12 protein-coding genes, 1 tRNA gene and 1 pseudogene are annotated in these 15,776 nt (G+C 72.0%); 6 read left to right on the top strand and 8 right to left on the bottom strand.

All coding sequences use genetic code 11. The features are described 5' to 3' along the window. Positions 1-73: 73 nt before the first annotated feature. The 4 genes and pseudogenes from ACFYY6_RS21720 to ACFYY6_RS21705 form a co-directional block, all read right to left on the bottom strand. Positions 74-159, bottom strand: a tRNA-OTHER gene (locus tag ACFYY6_RS21720). A 31-nt stretch (positions 160-190) separates the two neighbouring features. Further along, the gene (locus ACFYY6_RS21715; protein WP_388649369.1) at positions 191-922 is read right to left on the bottom strand and encodes a hypothetical protein; all 732 of its coding nucleotides are present in this window, start codon (positions 920-922) and stop codon (positions 191-193) included. Positions 923-1,100: 178 nt separating this feature from the next. Further along, positions 1,101-1,433: pseudogene (locus ACFYY6_RS21710) on the bottom strand (Rid family hydrolase); the annotation flags it as partial. A gap of 37 nt (positions 1,434-1,470) precedes the next feature. Then, positions 1,471-1,998, bottom strand: coding sequence for an HXXEE domain-containing protein (locus ACFYY6_RS21705; protein ID WP_351520580.1), 528 nt, complete (start codon positions 1,996-1,998; stop codon positions 1,471-1,473). Between the two features lie 82 nt (positions 1,999-2,080). Here ACFYY6_RS21705 and ACFYY6_RS21700 point away from each other — a divergent pair, with 82 nt between their 5' ends. Then, the gene (locus tag ACFYY6_RS21700; RefSeq protein WP_351520582.1) at positions 2,081-2,710 is read left to right on the top strand and encodes a TetR/AcrR family transcriptional regulator; all 630 of its coding nucleotides are present in this window, start codon (positions 2,081-2,083) and stop codon (positions 2,708-2,710) included. Positions 2,711-2,856: 146 nt separating this feature from the next. Continuing rightward, positions 2,857-3,165 carry a hypothetical protein gene (locus ACFYY6_RS21695; protein ID WP_351520583.1) on the top strand — a complete coding sequence of 103 codons (309 nt, stop codon included), beginning with the start codon at positions 2,857-2,859 and terminating at the stop codon, positions 3,163-3,165. A 180-nt stretch (positions 3,166-3,345) separates the two neighbouring features. On the opposite strand, the gene ACFYY6_RS21690 is transcribed toward ACFYY6_RS21695, so the two are convergent. The 3 genes from ACFYY6_RS21690 to ACFYY6_RS21680 form a co-directional block, all read right to left on the bottom strand. Then, positions 3,346-4,878: an SWIM zinc finger family protein gene (locus ACFYY6_RS21690; RefSeq protein ID WP_389194682.1), complete on the bottom strand. Its 1,533-nt coding sequence runs from the start codon at positions 4,876-4,878 to the stop codon at positions 3,346-3,348. Continuing rightward, positions 4,875-7,910, bottom strand: a complete 3,036-nt coding sequence (locus ACFYY6_RS21685; protein ID WP_389194679.1) for an SNF2-related protein — start codon at positions 7,908-7,910, stop codon at positions 4,875-4,877. Before ACFYY6_RS21685 ends, ACFYY6_RS21690 begins: the two co-directional genes overlap by 4 nt. A 186-nt stretch (positions 7,911-8,096) precedes the next feature. Further along, positions 8,097-9,227 carry an SPFH domain-containing protein gene (locus ACFYY6_RS21680; protein WP_389194676.1) on the bottom strand — a complete coding sequence of 377 codons (1,131 nt, stop codon included), beginning with the start codon at positions 9,225-9,227 and terminating at the stop codon, positions 8,097-8,099. 285 nt (positions 9,228-9,512) lie between these two features. Between ACFYY6_RS21680 and ACFYY6_RS21675 the strand changes: the two genes are divergently transcribed. After that, a complete protein-coding gene (locus tag ACFYY6_RS21675) occupies positions 9,513-9,860 on the top strand; it encodes a hypothetical protein (protein WP_351520589.1) in 348 nt (115 codons plus the stop codon). Between the two features lie 104 nt (positions 9,861-9,964). Here ACFYY6_RS21675 and ACFYY6_RS21670 read toward each other — a convergent pair whose 3' ends face one another. Continuing rightward, positions 9,965-11,356, bottom strand: coding sequence for a PucR family transcriptional regulator (locus ACFYY6_RS21670; protein WP_389194785.1), 1,392 nt, complete (start codon positions 11,354-11,356; stop codon positions 9,965-9,967). Positions 11,357-11,544: 188 nt separating this feature from the next. Between ACFYY6_RS21670 and ACFYY6_RS21665 the strand changes: the two genes are divergently transcribed. The 3 genes from ACFYY6_RS21665 to ACFYY6_RS21655 all read left to right on the top strand — a co-directional run bounded on the left by ACFYY6_RS21665 (position 11,545) and on the right by ACFYY6_RS21655 (position 15,757). Continuing rightward, complete coding sequence (locus tag ACFYY6_RS21665; RefSeq protein WP_351520590.1) at positions 11,545-12,447, top strand: SGNH/GDSL hydrolase family protein; 903 nt, start codon at positions 11,545-11,547, stop codon at positions 12,445-12,447. Next, the gene (locus ACFYY6_RS21660; RefSeq protein ID WP_389194673.1) at positions 12,444-14,561 is read left to right on the top strand and encodes a hypothetical protein; all 2,118 of its coding nucleotides are present in this window, start codon (positions 12,444-12,446) and stop codon (positions 14,559-14,561) included. The genes ACFYY6_RS21665 and ACFYY6_RS21660 overlap by 4 nt, the downstream gene beginning before the upstream one ends. Positions 14,562-14,662: 101 nt before the next feature. Then, a complete protein-coding gene (locus tag ACFYY6_RS21655) occupies positions 14,663-15,757 on the top strand; it encodes a tyrosine-protein phosphatase (protein ID WP_389194670.1) in 1,095 nt (364 codons plus the stop codon). Positions 15,758-15,776: the final 19 nt, after the last annotated feature.

The following is a 15,776-nucleotide window of genomic DNA, read 5'->3' as shown; positions in this document are numbered from 1 at the left end:
AGTCTGAGATTGATCGCGGTCTGCCTCTGCCAGTTGGGCCACCCCGGCCCGTTGGTGCGACGGACGCACCGAGTGCCGGGGGGAGGACTCGAACCTCCACTGGAACCGCGTCGTCACGACAAGCCTCAGTTTCAGCTTGCGCTCCTCGCGCACCCCGGCCGTAGTGGACGGCCGGGGAGTCCATGGTCGGTCACCCGAAGAGGTAACCGAATATCGCATCACCCACCCGCTGGTCGGTGACCTCCACGCCGTTGGCCTCCTCACGGGCGAACTTCACGGCCTGCTGGAGCTTCTCCACCCGGTCCAGCAGTTCGTTGACCCGCCGCGCGGGGAGGGCACCGGAGAACTTCACGGTCGTCCAGTAACCGATCGGAACGTCCTCGTAGTACACCTCGACCTGCGCCGGGTGCTTGTCGGTCGCCTCCGCCTTCACGTGGTTGCGGGGAACCTTCTTCGTACGGAGCGTCCGCACCGGCTCGGTCTTCCAGGAGTCCGTCGACGGGTCCTGGATCCACGCCTCGGCGGCATCGAGCACCGGAAGCTTGCGGACGAACGTGTTGATGTCCGTCAACTGCTTCTCCAGGAAGAGCAGATACGACACCGGCACGTCGCTCACGAGCACCTGCCCGTCGACCTTCACATCCGCACGGGCGGCGCAGTTCGCCCAGTCCTTCGTGGCGGTCACATCGAAGAGGCGGGTCAGCGTCGTCGCGGTCTGCCTCAGCACGTCCTCGGCCCTGACCTGCACCAGGGTCGACTCGGGCGGCAACTGCTCGCCCTCCTCGTCCTTCGGCTGGTAGGTCCGGGAGATACCGGCCAGCAGACCGGTCTTCTGAAGGCCGTGATGCGCCGCCGTCAGGTCCTGGTGTGCCTTGGACTTGACGCCCTTCTCCACTGCGATGATCTGATTGAGTTTCGCCACGTCGAGAAAGCTAGCAGCGTCAAGTCCGCGACTGCCACCGGTTTCCCGCACCTTCGTTCGAAGGACCTACCTCCCCCGGACCGGCTCAGGCCCGGCATCGGACCGCCGTCGGCTTGCGCGCCGGGGCCGCCCGTCGGTCCGCTGTCGGGGCCGCCCGTCGGTCCACCGTCGGCGATGGTCAGGGTGTGCCTGCGATGCCTTCGGCCCGTGCGGCCAGGGCGGCAGTGAGGTCGAGCTCGACCAACTGGCCGGGGAAGCCCAGGCACGCGACACCCAGAAGTCTGCTCGCGGTGGTGAAGGCGGCCCCGATGGCCGAGGTGGTGAGCCTGCGCCAGGCGTCCCCCAGGACCGCGCCGTCGTCGCCGACCACGTACACCACCGACCGCACGACCTGGGACGGCTCGGCACCCACGGCCGCAAGTGCCACAAGGGCGTTGGCCACCACCTGGTCGATCTGGGCTTCGAGATCACCCGGACCCACCAGAACGCCGGATCGGTCGAGCGGACACTGGCGCGGGCACGAGCGGACTCCCACCCGTGCGGGCCCCTCACCCGCGCGGGCGCGTGATCCTGCGTGCCATCACGTGGGCGCCCGCGACGACCGCCGGGAGCAGCACCGGTGCCACCGCCGACACGCGGCCGGCGCCGATCCCGATGCCGGCCGCCCTCAGCCGTCGCGCCGCCCAGAGCGAGTACGGGACGACCACGGTCGGCGCCGTGGCGACGCCCGGTGTGTAGCCGCGGTACGCCAGCGACTGGGCCATGTGCGCGACTCCGTGCAGCCCGAACCCGGCGAGCACGGTACGGAAGAACGGGCTCCGCCCGCCGGTGCGCGCACCGTCCGCCGAGGCCGCGGCCACGACCGCGCCCACGAGGCCGATGGCGACGCCGACTTCACGCTGCGAGAGGTCCATCCGCGCCCAGACCCGTTCGGGCACCCTCGGAAACCGTTCCCGGAGTCGGGGGCGGGCGGAGCGCGCCCATCCCGCCATGGTGACCAACTCCTCCAGATCATTGGCCACCCAGGCGGCGAGCAGCCCCCAGGTCACCGTCTTCGAAACCCTTGTCTCCGCCATATCGAACCCCCTGCTTCGCAGTACGATGACGACATCACCTTATAGCGCAACGCAACGTTGCGTTGCATATTGAGGAGTACTCATGGCCGACCCGACCGTGGTCCGTCGCCGCGGCAAGGGCCCGCGCGCCGCCGAGGCGATCTTCGACACCACGTTGCACCATCTCGCGGAGCGCGGCTACGCCGGTCTCACCATCGAGGCCGTCGCCCAGGACGCCGGGGTCAACAAGACGACGATCTACCGCTGGTGGCCGTCGAAACCCGCACTGCTGCGGGCGGCCCTGGTCCACGCCCGGGCCCTGGACGTCGACATCCCCGACACGGGCAGCCTGCGCGGTGACCTCGTTGCCCTGACCGAGCAGATCATCGCCCTACTCACCGACGGGCGCACCGAATCGGTCGCCCGCGCCCTGACCTCCGGCACCGGCCTGCCGGACGACGAACTCGCCGCCCTCACCCGCGACTTCTTCGCCGACCGCTTCTCCCGCGAGCAGCCGGTGTTCGTCCGCGCCACCGCGCGCGGCGAACTTCCGGAGCACGCCGACCCGATGCTGCTGCTCGATCTGGTCGCAGGCGCGGTGTGGATGCGGGTGCTGCTGCGCCGCGAACCGCCACCGCCCGGCTTCGCACAGGACATCGTCGACGCGGTACTGCCCCGAGCCGGGGGCGAGGGCGGGCGGGCTCGCCGGAGCGACGGAAGGGCGCCGCGCTGAAGGCGGACCGGGCAGCGGTCGGGTAGCGTGCCGCGACCGCGTCCAGGACGATTCCCGGGCGCGGATCTCAGTCACGGATCTCGGGCGCGGAAATCGGGCGCGGATCTCAGTCACGGAACTCGGGCACGGAACGGGGAGCGATACGCATGGGTGCGCCGGTACGCCACTACACAGCCACGACGTCCGACGGCCAGGTGTTCACGGTCGATCTGGAGCGCGACTTCCGGTACGACCCGTACCGTGACTTCCTGGTCTGCACGCACTGCGATTGGTCGCCGTCGCTCCTGACCCTGAAGAGGATCGATGACATGGCCTGGGAGCACCTGGCTTCGGCGCACGGCGCGAACCGCTCCGCGTCCCAGCAGGAGGACGAGTCGTTCCGCAAAGCGCGTCTGATCGTACTGCCGCTCGTCGCCGTCCTGCTGATCGTCCTCCTCGTCATCGCCACAAACTGAACGCCGTCATCGCCACGAACCGAACGCCGTCATCGCCACGAGCTGAAGGCCGATATCGCCACGAGCTGAAGGCCGGCTCCGGGGCACGGCTTCGCAACGGGCCGTGCCGGGGCGGCCCGGGGCACGAGCCCGCACCGGAGCGCGGCCCGGCCTCACGAGTCGGAGGCGGGAAAAGCGGTGTCAGCCTCCGCCGAGTGCCATGAGCGTGCCGACAGGATCGATGTCCGGAGTGGCGCGGGGCCACCAGTCGTCCTCACCCGGCTCGGACTCGTAGCCGTACCAGCGGCCGTCGTGGCCGAAGCGGAGCTGAAGTGTTCCGTCGGGGTGCGTGAGGCGGTTGCGCCAAGGGTGGAAGCGGGGGAAGTCGGCCGCGGCGAGCGCGGGGCGGGCCCGGTCGAAGGGGCCGGCCGGAGGGTCCCAGGGCGTTTCGAGGACGGCCAGCCCTTCGGCACCGCCCTGGCGCCAGGCGGCGACGGCTCGGGCCAGATCGGTGGGGGTACGGCCGGTGGCGTACGCGAGTTCACGGTAGAGGGCGCGGGTGGTCGCCGTGAGCCCGGCGGTGGGGCGGGCCGCGGCCAGTCGTACCGCGTCCTGCCACGGGGTGAGGCGGGCGAGCGGGTCGACGCCGGTGATGAGGAGCGTGTGTGCGCGCGCCGCCGCGTCCGTGGCGAGGTGGTCGAGGGCGAGCGGGTCCCGGGCACCGGGCAGGCCCGGGTACGCGGGCGGCTGTCCCGGGTGCTGCGGGACCGGGAGCGGGGCGGGAAGCGGCGGGAGGGGACGGCCGGCGAGGGCGTCGCGGGCGGGCACCGACGGTGTCGTGGCGGCGCAGGGGCGTTCCCGGGCTTCGTGCGCGGCGTTGCGGTGACCCAGTTCTTCCAGGAGTTCGCGTTCGCCGCGGCCGCGCAGCAGCAGGAGGACGAACGGGTCGGCGTCCAGGAGCCGGGCCATCTGGTAGCAGAGCGCGGACACGTGCTTGCAGGGCCGGCCGCGGTCGGGGCAGGTGCAGCCGGGGTCGAGGTCGTCGGGGGCGGGCAGCAGCACGACACCGGCCTCGGCCGCCGCGTCGACCAGTGAGTGCGGCATCTCCTTGTCGAGCAGTGCGGCCAGGTGACCGGGGCGGGCGGCGACCGCGTCGAGAAAGGTGTCCCAGTCCGGGTCGGTCAGCACCCGCAGGCGCAGTTCGGTGCGGTAGGGGCGCGGACGGCTGCCATGGACGTAGGCGACGACGCGACCGGGGGTGACCGTGATCGCGGCGACCTTGCCGCTGTCGGCGTACGTACGGCCGCGGGCGAGCCGTGCCTCGTCCATCGACAGGGATTCCAGGGCGTCCACCCAGGCGCGTCCCCACCAGCTGTCCGCGAAGGGGTCGTCGCCCTGGGATGTGCGGGGCGGCACGGCCTCGAAGGTACGGCGCAGATCGTCCGGACCGGGACGCAGGCGAACGGCGGAACGGCTGTCGCCGACGACGCTCCGACGGGGCTCGGTACGGGCATCGGGGCCGGTCGGCCTGCGGCCCTCGGAACGAGGATCGGGACCGGTGGGGCGACGGACTCCGGGGCGGGAATCGGGGACGGCCAGCCGACGGGCTTCGGCGGCGAGGCGGCGAACCTCGGCACGCGGGTCGGCAGCGGTGACCCGACGGGGCTCGGCGCGGGAGTCGACGGTGCGGGAATCGGCGGTGGAGGGCCGACATGCCTCCGGGGGAGGTGTCATTCCGGCCTCCTGAGCGAGACGAGGTCGGCCAGATCACGGTCGTTGAGCTCGGTCAACGCGGTCTCGCCGCTGCCGAGGACGGCGTCGGCCAGATCCCGCTTGGCCTTCAGCAGCTCACCGATCCGGTCCTCGACCGTGCCTTCCGCGATCAGCCGGTGCACCTGGACGGGTTGTGTCTGGCCGATGCGGTACGCCCGGTCCGTGGCCTGTTCCTCGACGGCGGGATTCCACCAGCGGTCGTAGTGGATGACATGGGCGGCCCGAGTGAGGTTCAGTCCGGTGCCCGCCGCCTTGAGGGAGAGCAGGAAGACCGGGACCTCACCCGACTGGAAGCGGTCCACCAGCCGTTCCCGCTCGGCCACCGGCGTTCCACCGTGCAGGAGCTGGGAGGGGATGGCCCGCGCCGCGAGGTGGGCGGAGAGCAGCCGGGCCATCGTCACGTACTGGGTGAAGACGAGGACGGAGCCGTCCTCGGCGAGGATCGTGTCGAGGAGTTCGTCGAGCAGTGCGAGCTTTCCCGACCGGCCGACGAGGCGGGTCGGCTCCTCCTGCAGATACTGCGCGGGGTGGTTGCAGATCTGCTTGAGCGAGGTCAGCAGCTTCATGATCAGGCCGCGTCGGGCGATGCCTTCCGATGCCTCGATGGCTCCCATCGTCTCGCGGACCGCGGCCTCGTAGAGCGTCGCCTGCTCCCGGGTGAGGAAGACGGGGTGGTCGGTCTCCGTCTTGGACGGCAGCTCGGGCGCGATACCGGGGTCGGACTTCCTCCGGCGCAGGAGGAAGGGACGGACCAGGCGGGAGAGCCGTTCGACCGCTTCGTCGTTGGCGAGCCCGGCTGCCGTCCCGGTGCTCTCGACGATACGGGCATGGCGGGCCCGGAACGCCTTGAGGGGGCCCAGCAGGCCGGGCGTGGTCCAGTCGAGGAGGGCCCACAGCTCGGAGAGGTTGTTCTCGACGGGGGTACCGGTGAGGGCCACCCTGGCCGGGGCCGGGATGGTGCGCAGCGCCTTCGCCGTGGAGGAGTGCGGGTTCTTCACGTGCTGGGCCTCGTCGGCAACGATCATCCCCCAGCTGTGACCGGCCAGTTGCGCCGCGCTGGAACGCATCGTGCCGTAGGTGGTGAGGACGAAACCGCCGTCGGGCTCGGCGAGTGTGCGGTCAGTGCCGTGGAAGCGGCGGACGGGCACTTCGGGGGCGAATCGGTTGATCTCCCGGTGCCAGTTGCCCAGCAGGGAGGCGGGGCAGACGACCAGGGTGGGCGCGGGATGGGCACGGCGCAGGTGGAGCGCGATGAGGGTGATCGTCTTGCCCAGCCCCATGTCGTCGGCGAGACAGCCGCCGAGACCGAGCGAGGTCATCCGGTCCAGCCAGGCGAGGCCGTGGAGTTGGTAGTCGCGGAGTCTGGCGGCGAGGCCGGGGGGCGGGGCGACGACGGTGGTGTCGGCGGTGATGCGGGCGCGGAGTGCGGCCAGGGCGCCGACGGGCACCGCCTCGACCCGCTCGCCGTCGACCTCGGCGCTGCCGGTGAGCGCCACGGAGAGTGCGTCGACCGGATCGAGCAGGCCGAGCTCCCGCTTGCGCGCCTTGCGGACGAGCGCGGGGTCGACCACGACCCACTGGTCGCGCAGGCGGACCACGGGTCGGTGCGCCTCCGCGAGGACGTCCATCTCCTGCTCGGTGAGCTGCTCGTCGCCCAGGGCCAACTGCCAGTTGAAGGAGAAGAGTTGCTCGGCCTCGAAGAACGATGTGCCGTCGGTGGCCGAGCCCGGCGCGGGCCGCACGACGGCGGTGGCGGTCAGGGAACGGGCGAGCTCCCTTGGCCAGTGGACGCCCACCCCGGCCGCGGCCAGCCGCGTCCCGGCCTCGCCCAGCAGCTCGTACAACTCGTCCTCGTCGAGTGCCAGCACATCGGGCACCGGCTGATCCAGCAGCCGCTCCAACGGCGACCAGACGCGAGCGGCCCGGCGCAGCGCGAGCACGGCGTCGATCCTGGCCCGCGGGCCGAACGGCTCCCCCGCCCCGCCGTGCCACAGTGTGGCCGCGTCGACGACATGGGTCGGGTCGGCCAGGCTGTGCACCTGGGTGATCGCCGCGGCGGCGTGGCGCGCGGAGCTGATCGCCTCGGTCGCACCGGCCTTCCCATGCGGGTCGACCGCCTCGGTCGCGCTGCCCCTCCCAGCCGCGTTGATCGCCTCGGCCGCGCCGGTCGTCCCGTACGGGACGACCGAGTCGGTCGCGACGGCCGTGTCAGTCGTGTCTGATACGGCGGCCGTATCGGCCGTGTCGAAGAGTTCGCAGGCCGACAGGTCGAGGCGCAGCGAGACCCGTACGCCCGCGTCGAGTCCGGCGGCCACGTCGACGGCCCAGGCACGGGCCCCGGGCAGGTGCTGGGCGTCTCGGGCCGCGAAGGGCGCGCCCATCGCGTAGGCGGCGGCCGGCGTGCGGGGCAGGGTGTCGGCCACGGCGTCGAGGAACGCCCCGAGCAGCCATTCCGGGTCGGGGAGCCGGAGCGGCGTACGGTCCGGGACCGGGACCGCGTACCCCTCCGACGGCATGGCGGCGGCGATGGCCCGCAGATGGGCGATGTCCTCGGCGTCACGCGGACCGGCCCGCCAGGCGTCGAAGTCGTCACCCGTCAGGCCGGGGAGCAGCCTGCCGCGCGCCACCAGATTGAGCGCCTGGAGCGCGGCGGCACCCCAGCAGCGAGTAGCGGGATGGGCGAGCCCGTGGTGCCGCGCACGCACGAGCAGGGGCAGCGCGTCGGGCACGGGCAGCAGGATCGCCGGCACGGCGCTCCGACGGGCTCCGCCCCGCTGTCCGTGCCTGCGGACGACGGTGATCTCCGCGGCGGCCTCGCTTCCGCTCCCGCTCCCGGGATCCAAGCGATCCATGAGCGGGAGCGCGCCGCCGTCAGGGTCCCAGAAGGCGACGCGTCCGTCCCTCGGCAACGGCGCGGGCAGGAACACGGCGGCACACCCGAGGAGGCGGACGACGGAGGCGTCGGTGTCCGGCTGGCGTTGTGCCGTGGTCATCGGCCCCCTCCCCTACCGCTTCGGTCGTCTCGATCACCTGATCCTCATGACTCCTGCGAGTCTAGGCGGGGGGTCCGACAATCGGCTTCGCGGTGACGTTCCCGCAGGTGGGAAGCCATATGCAGCCAGTTCGCCGCGCCGGTCCCGGAACGGGGGCGACGAGTGCGAAGGGACCGGATCGACGGATCAGTGCGGGGCGAGCGGCTTCGACGGCTTCGACGGCTTCGAACGAGGAGGTCGCGTGGGATCCGACGACGCGGAGGACGAGGAGGACGGGGACGCCGACGAGGCCCCGGTGGGCGGCGAAGGCGTGGACGCGGGCGCGGAGGACACGGACGCGGGGGGCGCGGGAGGCGGAGCGGGCGGACGCTGCGGCGGGCGCGGCCTCGGGTGCGCCTGTGGTGTCTGCGCGGAGCGCTGCGCCTGTGCGGGACGCTGGGTCTGGGCCTGCGCGGGACGCTGCATCGGCGAGGGGCGTGGCGCCTGCGTCGGGGGCGGGGAGGGCTGGGAGGGGCGGAGAGCCTGCTGCGAGCCGGGCGCCGCGTCCTGAGGTGCGGACGGTTGGGCCCGCTCCAGGAAGCGGAGCAGCTCCACCGGGAACGGGAGCACCAGTGTGGAGTTCTTCTCGGCGGCGACGGCCACCACCGTCTGCAGCAGCCGCAGCTGCAACGCGGCGGGCTGGGAGGACATCGCGCTCGCCGCCTCGGCGAGCTTCTTCGACGCCTGGAGCTCGGCGTCCGCGTTGATCACCCGGGCGCGACGCTCACGGTCGGCCTCGGCCTGACGGGCCATGGAACGCTTCATCGTCTCCGGAAGCGAGACGTCCTTGATCTCCACCCGGTCGATCTGCACGCCCCACCCGACCGCCGGGCTGTCGATCATCAGTTCCAGGCCCTGGTTCAGCTTCTCGCGGTTGGACAGGAGATCGTCCAGATCGCTCTTGCCGATGATCGACCGCAGCGAGGTCTGCGCCATCTGCGACACCGCGAACCGGTAGTCCTCCACCTGGATCAACGCACTCGCGGCGTCGACCACCTTGAAGTAGATGACGGCATCCACCCGTACCGTCACGTTGTCCCGGGTGATGCCGTCCTGCGCCGGCACCGGCATCGTCACGATCTGCATGTTGACCTTGCGCAGCCGGTCGATACCGGGGACCACCATGGTGAATCCTGGCCCGCGCACATCGTCGCGCAGCCTGCCGAGCCTCAGCACGACTCCGCGCTCGTACTGTTTGACGATCTTGGCCGCCGCGGCCAGGTACAACAGACCCGCCGAGGCCGCCGTCACTACCGCGATCACGAGATCCTGGACCATGACGGGCCCCCTGAAAGCCGGAACACCTAATACCACGGTATGCCCAGTATCCGACGATATGAAGGCATCCGTGTGGCAGCACATCTGCCCACACGCGCCCCCACGCCCACACGCCCACAACCGGATCAACTACGAGAGGCCCCTTCGCCCGCCCGGCCGCACACCGGATGCCGGGGCGCCGGCGGACGGGCAGGGTGGCCAGCGTCGGCACGCGCCGGTTCCGGCGGTGCCGACGCATCCGATGGCGCCGACGAACGACCGGACGAGACAGACGAGGATCCGCCCATGCCCGTGATCGATCACCGACGCCGCCGTCTCGGCATCGCCGCCGTGACCACGCTCCTGGCCCTCACCGTCGCGGGCTGCTCCGGTCTCGGCCGGACCGCGGTCGGCCCGGTCACGTACACGACCGGGCGGGATGCCACGGTCACGCTGCACAGCCCGCTGGTGCGGGGCTGCCACAAGCTCGACCCCGCGGGCGCCAAGGCGGTGAGCAACAGCACCCTCGTCGACATCATCCTGTACCCCACACCCGACTGCACCGGGCCGGGCTCGACGTACGTCGCGACCAAGCTCACGGACGTCAACGCCGCCAGTGCGCCTCCGTGGCACAGTTTCCGTACGGTTCACTGACCCGCGCCGTACGCTTCGCCGCCGCCGGTTCTCCCGCCTCCCACCAACCGCCTTCCCCTCTTCCTCCTCCCTCTTACGGTGTTCCGTCTTCTTGCGGTGCTCCGTCACACCGAGCGGCGGGCCACCAGCGCCGCGCTGATGTGCTGGAGGTCGGCCGGACGGGACGGGGAGAGGCCCGTCAGGCGGTCGATGCGGCGGATGCGGTAGTCGACGGTGTTGGGGTGGATGTGCAGGGCGGCCGCAGTGGTCCTCCGGTCCAGACCGAGTTCGAGGTACGTCTCCAGGGTGTGCAGCAGTTCGGGCCTGGTCTCCAGCGGCCGCAGCAGGCGCGCCAGCCCCGGCAGCGCCTCGCTGGGCCGGCTGAGCTGGTACTCCAGCAGGACATCGGCGAGCCGGTACAGGCCGGGCGGGCGGCCCGTTCGGGCGACCAGGTCGACGATCTCGGAGTTACGGGCCACGGCGGCCGGAACGGCTTCCGGTTCCACGGTCTCCGCCGCTGCCGTGACGGGGACCCCGGCGGCACGGGCCGCCTCGTCGATCAGCGCGCACAGCCCGCCCGGACCATGCCATTCCGGCGGCTCCTCGACAGGCAGCAGCACCGTGCCGCCGGACGTGTCGAGGGCAGTGAGCACCGGCGTACCCGCGTAGTGGTCCAGGACCGTACGGATCCGGCGGATCTTGCGCCGGGCCGCGACACCGGCACCCGGCCCTCGCCCGGTTCCCGCCCCCGATGTCAGGACGGACCCCGCCCCCGAGGTCGTCCCGGACTCCGCTCCCGCCCCTGACCCCGGCTCCACTCCCGCCTCAGCCCAACCCCCAGCCCCAGAGCCCACTCCCGCCCCAGCCTCAGGTCCAGCCCCAGAGCCAGAGCCAGACCCCGGCCCCGCTCCCGACGACTGGGCCAGTTCGTCGGGGTGCGGTGCCAGTGCCAGGGTCAGCGCGAGGTACCGCGCGGCCGGGCGGGGCCCGGTGGGGTGTGTGAAGCGGTCCAGCGGCTCACCGGCCAGCAGTGCGGCCATCAGGGCGTGCCGTCCGCCGTGCTCCTGACTGTCGAGAATCCGCCGCGCCTCCAGATAGGCGCCGCTGACGGCGGACGTCAACTGCCGTTGGAGCACCATGATGCGGTCCGTGATCTCCAGGACGACGGGAAGATCGCCGGGCAGCGCCTCCTTCGCCGTCTCCTGCCAGCACATGGCCGTGCCGACCTGGTACGCCGTGAGGATCGCGTCCAACGGGACGCCCTCCTCCGCCCGCTGCGCCGCGGAGTCGCGCTGCTGGGCCAGTTCGGCCTCGGTCGCATGACGCCGGTACTCGACGATGTCGGCGAAGAGGCGCAGGTTGTGCTGGACGATGTCCGCGATGTCGCCGGAGATCTCCTCGCGGGGAAGGTCCGCGTAGACCGGTAGGTCGGAGAGGAGCCGGGCGACGACCCGCCCGGTCAGGGCGGGGGCACGGGCCCGCAGGCGTGCGGCCACCGGACGGCCCGCGATGGTCAGCGGGGCGGAATCCGGCCGCCCGGAGCCGTGCCGTTCACCGCACGCGACGAGCCGCTGATTGTCACGCGTCACAAGTTCTCCCGTGGAAGTCTGCGCTACCCACCAGTTAAACGACGGCACTCGAGTCTGCATGATGACCGGCGTCACACGCCATGCCCCACCTCACCCCCCACCGCCGGAGGAAATCTGTGAACTCACCGCAGAACAAGGGCTTCTGTCGTTCCATCAGAACATTCCTGAGTGCGGTCGCCCTGGCCGGTCTGGCTGTGGGGACCGGAGCGGCACCGGCGTCCGCAGCCGCCGCCGACGGCCCCATGTCCTACGTCGCGCTCGGCGACTCGATGGCTTCCGGTCCGCTCATCCCGGACATCACGGGCCCGGTGGCCTGCGGACGTTCGACACACAACTACCCGCACGAACTCGCGGCGCGGCTCGGCGCCTCGCTCCGGGACGTCACATGCAGCGGCGCCGCGTCGAAACACATGACCGAGAAGCAGTCGCTCTCGCTCCTCGACATCCCGATGGGATCGGCCCCGCCCCAGTTCGACGCGTTGCGTCCGGACACCGACCTGGTGACCCTGACCATCGGCGGCAACGACGCCGGGCTCGTCGGCATCGCGCAGAAGTGCACCACCCTCGACCCCAACGCCACCCCGTGCAAGGAGAAGTACACCGAGGGCGGCGTGGACCAAGTGGCGCAGCGCATCGCGGAGTTCGCGCCGAAGCTGGGTGTCGTGCTGGACACGATCCACCAGCGTTCGCCGCATGCCCGGGTGGTCGTCACGGGGTACGGCCTCTACATCAAGCCCGGCGGCTGCTGGCCGCTGCAGCCGGTCCTCCCGGTGGACGCCGACTTCCTGCAGGGCAGCGTCGACCGGATGAACACGGCGATCGCCGAGCAGAGCGCCGCGCACGGCGCCGAGTACATCGACCTGACCACGCCGAGCGTGGGACACGACGCCTGCCAGGCCCCGTCGGACAAGTGGGTCGAGGGGTACGTCCCGACCGCGGCAGCCGCCCCGCTGCACCCCAACCGGAACGGCGAGGCGAACTACGCCGCCATCATCGGCGCCCGCATACAGGGGAGTTGACCCCGTTGCGGCACCGACTGCTGCGCGGGCCGGCGGCGGTGGCGCTCTGCGTCGCCGCCGCGCTCGTGCCGACCGCGCCGACGGCACGGGCCACCTCACCGCACGCGACCACGCCACCGGCACAGACCGCCACCGCACCACAATCGCCATCGTCACAGGCCCTCACCGCACCACTACGGCCACAGCACGCCACACCGCAGGCACAGGCCGGCGCGCCGCACGGACCGGGCTGCGATCCGCTGGCGCCCACCGAGTGCCTGCTGCCGTTCCCCAACGACTGGTACACGCGGTCCGATCCGAGCACCGACACCGGCCGCCGGGTGGCCTTCACCTCCGCGGGGCTGCCGAAGGCCGCGGACGGTCCTCCCATCGACCCGACGGCCTGGAACCGGTCCGACGGCTTCTCCCCCGGCTCCGCGCTCATCGCCCACGTGCCCGGCCTCGACCTGGCGGCGACCGGCGCGGCCCCGCTCACCGACATCGGCCGCTCCCTCGCCCCGGACGCACCCGTCGTACTGCTGGACACCCGGACCGGCGAACGCTGGCCGTACTGGGTCGAGTCGGACGCGAACGCGACGGACCCGGCACGCCGCGCGCTGCTGATCCACCCGGCCCGCAACTTCCGCGACGGCCATCACTACGTCGTCGCCCTGCGGCGGCTCAAGGACGGCGCCGGGCACACGATCCCCGCCGCCGCGCCGTTCGCCGCCGTCGCCGGCAAGCCGCTCCCCACCACTGATCCGCTGCACGCACGTCAGCACCAACTCCGCCCCGCTCTCAGGGCGTTGCGCCGCGCCGGGGTGGGGTCCAAGGATCTCCACCTCGCCTGGGACTTCACCGTCGCGAGCACGCGCTCTCTCACCGGCGACCTGTTCACCATCCGCGACGACGCGTTCCGCCGGCTCGGCCGCCGCGCTCCCGCCTTCACCGTCACCGGTGTCACCGACCTCACGGCCGAACAGGACCCGAGGATCGCCCGGGAGGTGACGGGCCGGATCAGTGTGCCCGGGTACCTGAACCCGCCGGGAGGACCCCCCGGCTCCGTCCTCGACCGGGGCAGCGACGGAACCCCGCGGCGGCTCCCCTCGAACACCCAGGTCGCCGAGTTCCGCTGCGAAATACCGCGCTCCGCGTTCCGCACCCCCTCCCGCCCCGCCCTGTACGGGCACGGCCTTCTCGGCCGCCGCTCCGAGGTCGGCGCGGGCAACGTCAAGGCGATGGCGGCGGAGGGCGGCTTCACGTTCTGCGCGACCGACTGGATCGGGATGGCCGAGGAGGACGTCCCCGTGGTGCTCGGCGCGCTCGCGGACCCGAACCTCTTCCCCGCCATTCCGGAACGCAGCGAACAGGGCATGCTCAACGCCCTGTTCCTGGCCCGCGCCCTGATCCACCCCGACGGGCTGACCGCCGACGCCGCCTTCCGCGACAGCGAGGGACGCCCGCTCGTCGACATCCGGCACGGCATCGCGTACGACGGGAACAGCCAGGGCGGAATCCTCGGCGGTGCCCTCGTCGCCGCCTCGCCCGACATCCGCCGCGCGGTCCTCGGTGTGACCGGCATGAACTACGGCCTGCTCCTGAATCGCAGCGTGGACTTCGCGCCGTTCCAGCAGGTCCTGAACCTCTCCTACCCGGACAGGCTGCGGCAGCAGATCGTCCTCCAGTTGTTCCAGATGGTGTGGGACCGCGGCGAGACCAACGGGTACGCGAACCATCTCACCGACCGCCACCAGGTCCTGCTGCACATCGCCTACGGGGACCACCAGGTCGCGAACACGGCGGCCGACGTGGAGGCGCGCACCATCGGCGCCCGTCTCCTCACCCCGGCGCTCACGGCCGGCCGCAGCCCGGACACCGTTCCGTACTGGGGCATCCGGACCATCGGCCGTGGTCAACTCCCCTACCGGGGCTCCGCGATGACGGTGTGGGACAGCGGTACGCCCAGCCCGCCGGTCACCAACACCCCGCCCACGGGGCCGCAGTACGGCCGCGACCCGCACTCCGATCCCCGCAACTCGTCGGCCGCCCGTCAGCAGAAGGCCACCTTCCTGACCACCGGCCGTGTCATCAATGTCTGCGGCGACACACCGTGCACCGCCGCCCCCGCATCCTGACACCCCGCTCCAGCACAGGGAAACACCGCCAGCCTCCAGGAAAAGCCGACCTCCCGCCCAGGGACACAGACCTCCCCCCGGGAACGCAGACAAGGAGCACCATGCGCACGCACCGCATCACCCACGCCGCCGTCCTGGCCGCCCTGCTCGCCGGCACCGTCCTGGTCCCGCCCGCCGTCGCCGCCGCGCCGGACGCCTCGCCGAAGGCGGGGGCCGCCGCCACGGTACGGGCCGCCGTGCCGTTCACCGCGGCGACCGCCCAGCGCACCGCGGACGGCGGGCACACGCTCTCCTGGTCGTCCCCCGCCGGATCGGTGACCGTCACCGCCGTCACCTCCCCCGACGCCACCACCGGCATCCCGGTGGGCACTGCGCCCGGCACCGGCTCGCTGACCGTCCCCGCCGGGACGCTCCCCGAGGCCGGACGCTGGTACTTCCGGCTGACGCCGGACGGCGGCTCGCCCCTCGTCGTCGCCGACCGTTCGCTGGGCATCGAGTCCGCCCGCAACTTCCGTGACATCGGCGGCTACCGCACCACCGACGGCCACTGGGTGCGCTCCGGCCTGGTCTACCGCTCCAACAAGCTCAGTGGCCTCACCGACGCCGAGCAGCAGCGGCTGGTCTCCCAGCGCGTCACCCTCGACGTGGACCTGCGCAACGCGATCGAACGGCACGAGGACCCCGACCGACTGCCCGCGGGCGTGAAGTACCAGGTCGCGGACGTCGCGTCGCTCAGCCACGGCCTCCGCTTCCACGACTCGGCCCTGACGACCCTGGCCAAGGCCATCGCGGCCGGGCTGCTCTCCGGCTCGTCCGACCTCGGCCAGTCCATCGGCTACCCGTTCATGGTCGACTTCGTGGGCGCCGACTACGCGTTCCGCGATCTGCTCACCGCCGTCGCCACGAACGGCTCCGGCGCGACCGTCTTCCACTGCAGCGCGGGCAAGGACCGCACCGGCTGGGGCACGGCCGTCCTGCTCACCGTGCTCGGTGTCCCGCGTGACACCGTCGAGGCGGACTTCCTCGCCAGCAACCAGTACACCGGCAACCCGAAGGCCGTCGAGCTCGGTTGGCTGCGCGCGGCCTTCGCCGAGGTGGACCACCTGTACGGCGACTTCGACACCTACGTACGGGAAGGGCTGAAGATCGACGACGCGACGGTGGCCGCGCTGCGCGCCAAGCTGCTGACCGACTGACACGACCGACCGCCCCGCG

The sequence above is a fragment of the Streptomyces sp. NPDC001750 genome (assembly GCF_042892615.1).
Classification (GTDB): Bacteria; Actinomycetota; Actinomycetes; order Streptomycetales; family Streptomycetaceae; genus Streptomyces.
The sequence above is the reverse complement of the archived record's forward strand: the minus strand, read 5'-3'. Positions and strand labels throughout refer to the sequence as shown.

Excerpts from the sequence above, each read along its gene's own strand:
- ACFYY6_RS21705 (WP_351520580.1), bottom strand. The coding sequence starts at position 1,998 with ATGGCGGAGACAAGGGTTTCGAAGACGGTGACCTGGGGGCTGCTCGCC.
- ACFYY6_RS21700 (WP_351520582.1), top strand. The coding sequence starts at position 2,081 with ATGGCCGACCCGACCGTGGTCCGTCGCCGCGGCAAGGGCCCGCGCGCC.
- ACFYY6_RS21695 (WP_351520583.1), top strand. The coding sequence starts at position 2,857 with ATGGGTGCGCCGGTACGCCACTACACAGCCACGACGTCCGACGGCCAG.
- ACFYY6_RS21690 (WP_389194682.1), bottom strand. The coding sequence starts at position 4,878 with ATGACACCTCCCCCGGAGGCATGTCGGCCCTCCACCGCCGATTCCCGC.
- ACFYY6_RS21685 (WP_389194679.1), bottom strand. The coding sequence starts at position 7,910 with ATGACCACGGCACAACGCCAGCCGGACACCGACGCCTCCGTCGTCCGC.
- ACFYY6_RS21680 (WP_389194676.1), bottom strand. The coding sequence starts at position 9,227 with ATGGTCCAGGATCTCGTGATCGCGGTAGTGACGGCGGCCTCGGCGGGT.
- ACFYY6_RS21675 (WP_351520589.1), top strand. The coding sequence starts at position 9,513 with ATGCCCGTGATCGATCACCGACGCCGCCGTCTCGGCATCGCCGCCGTG.
- ACFYY6_RS21655 (WP_389194670.1), top strand. The coding sequence starts at position 14,663 with ATGCGCACGCACCGCATCACCCACGCCGCCGTCCTGGCCGCCCTGCTC.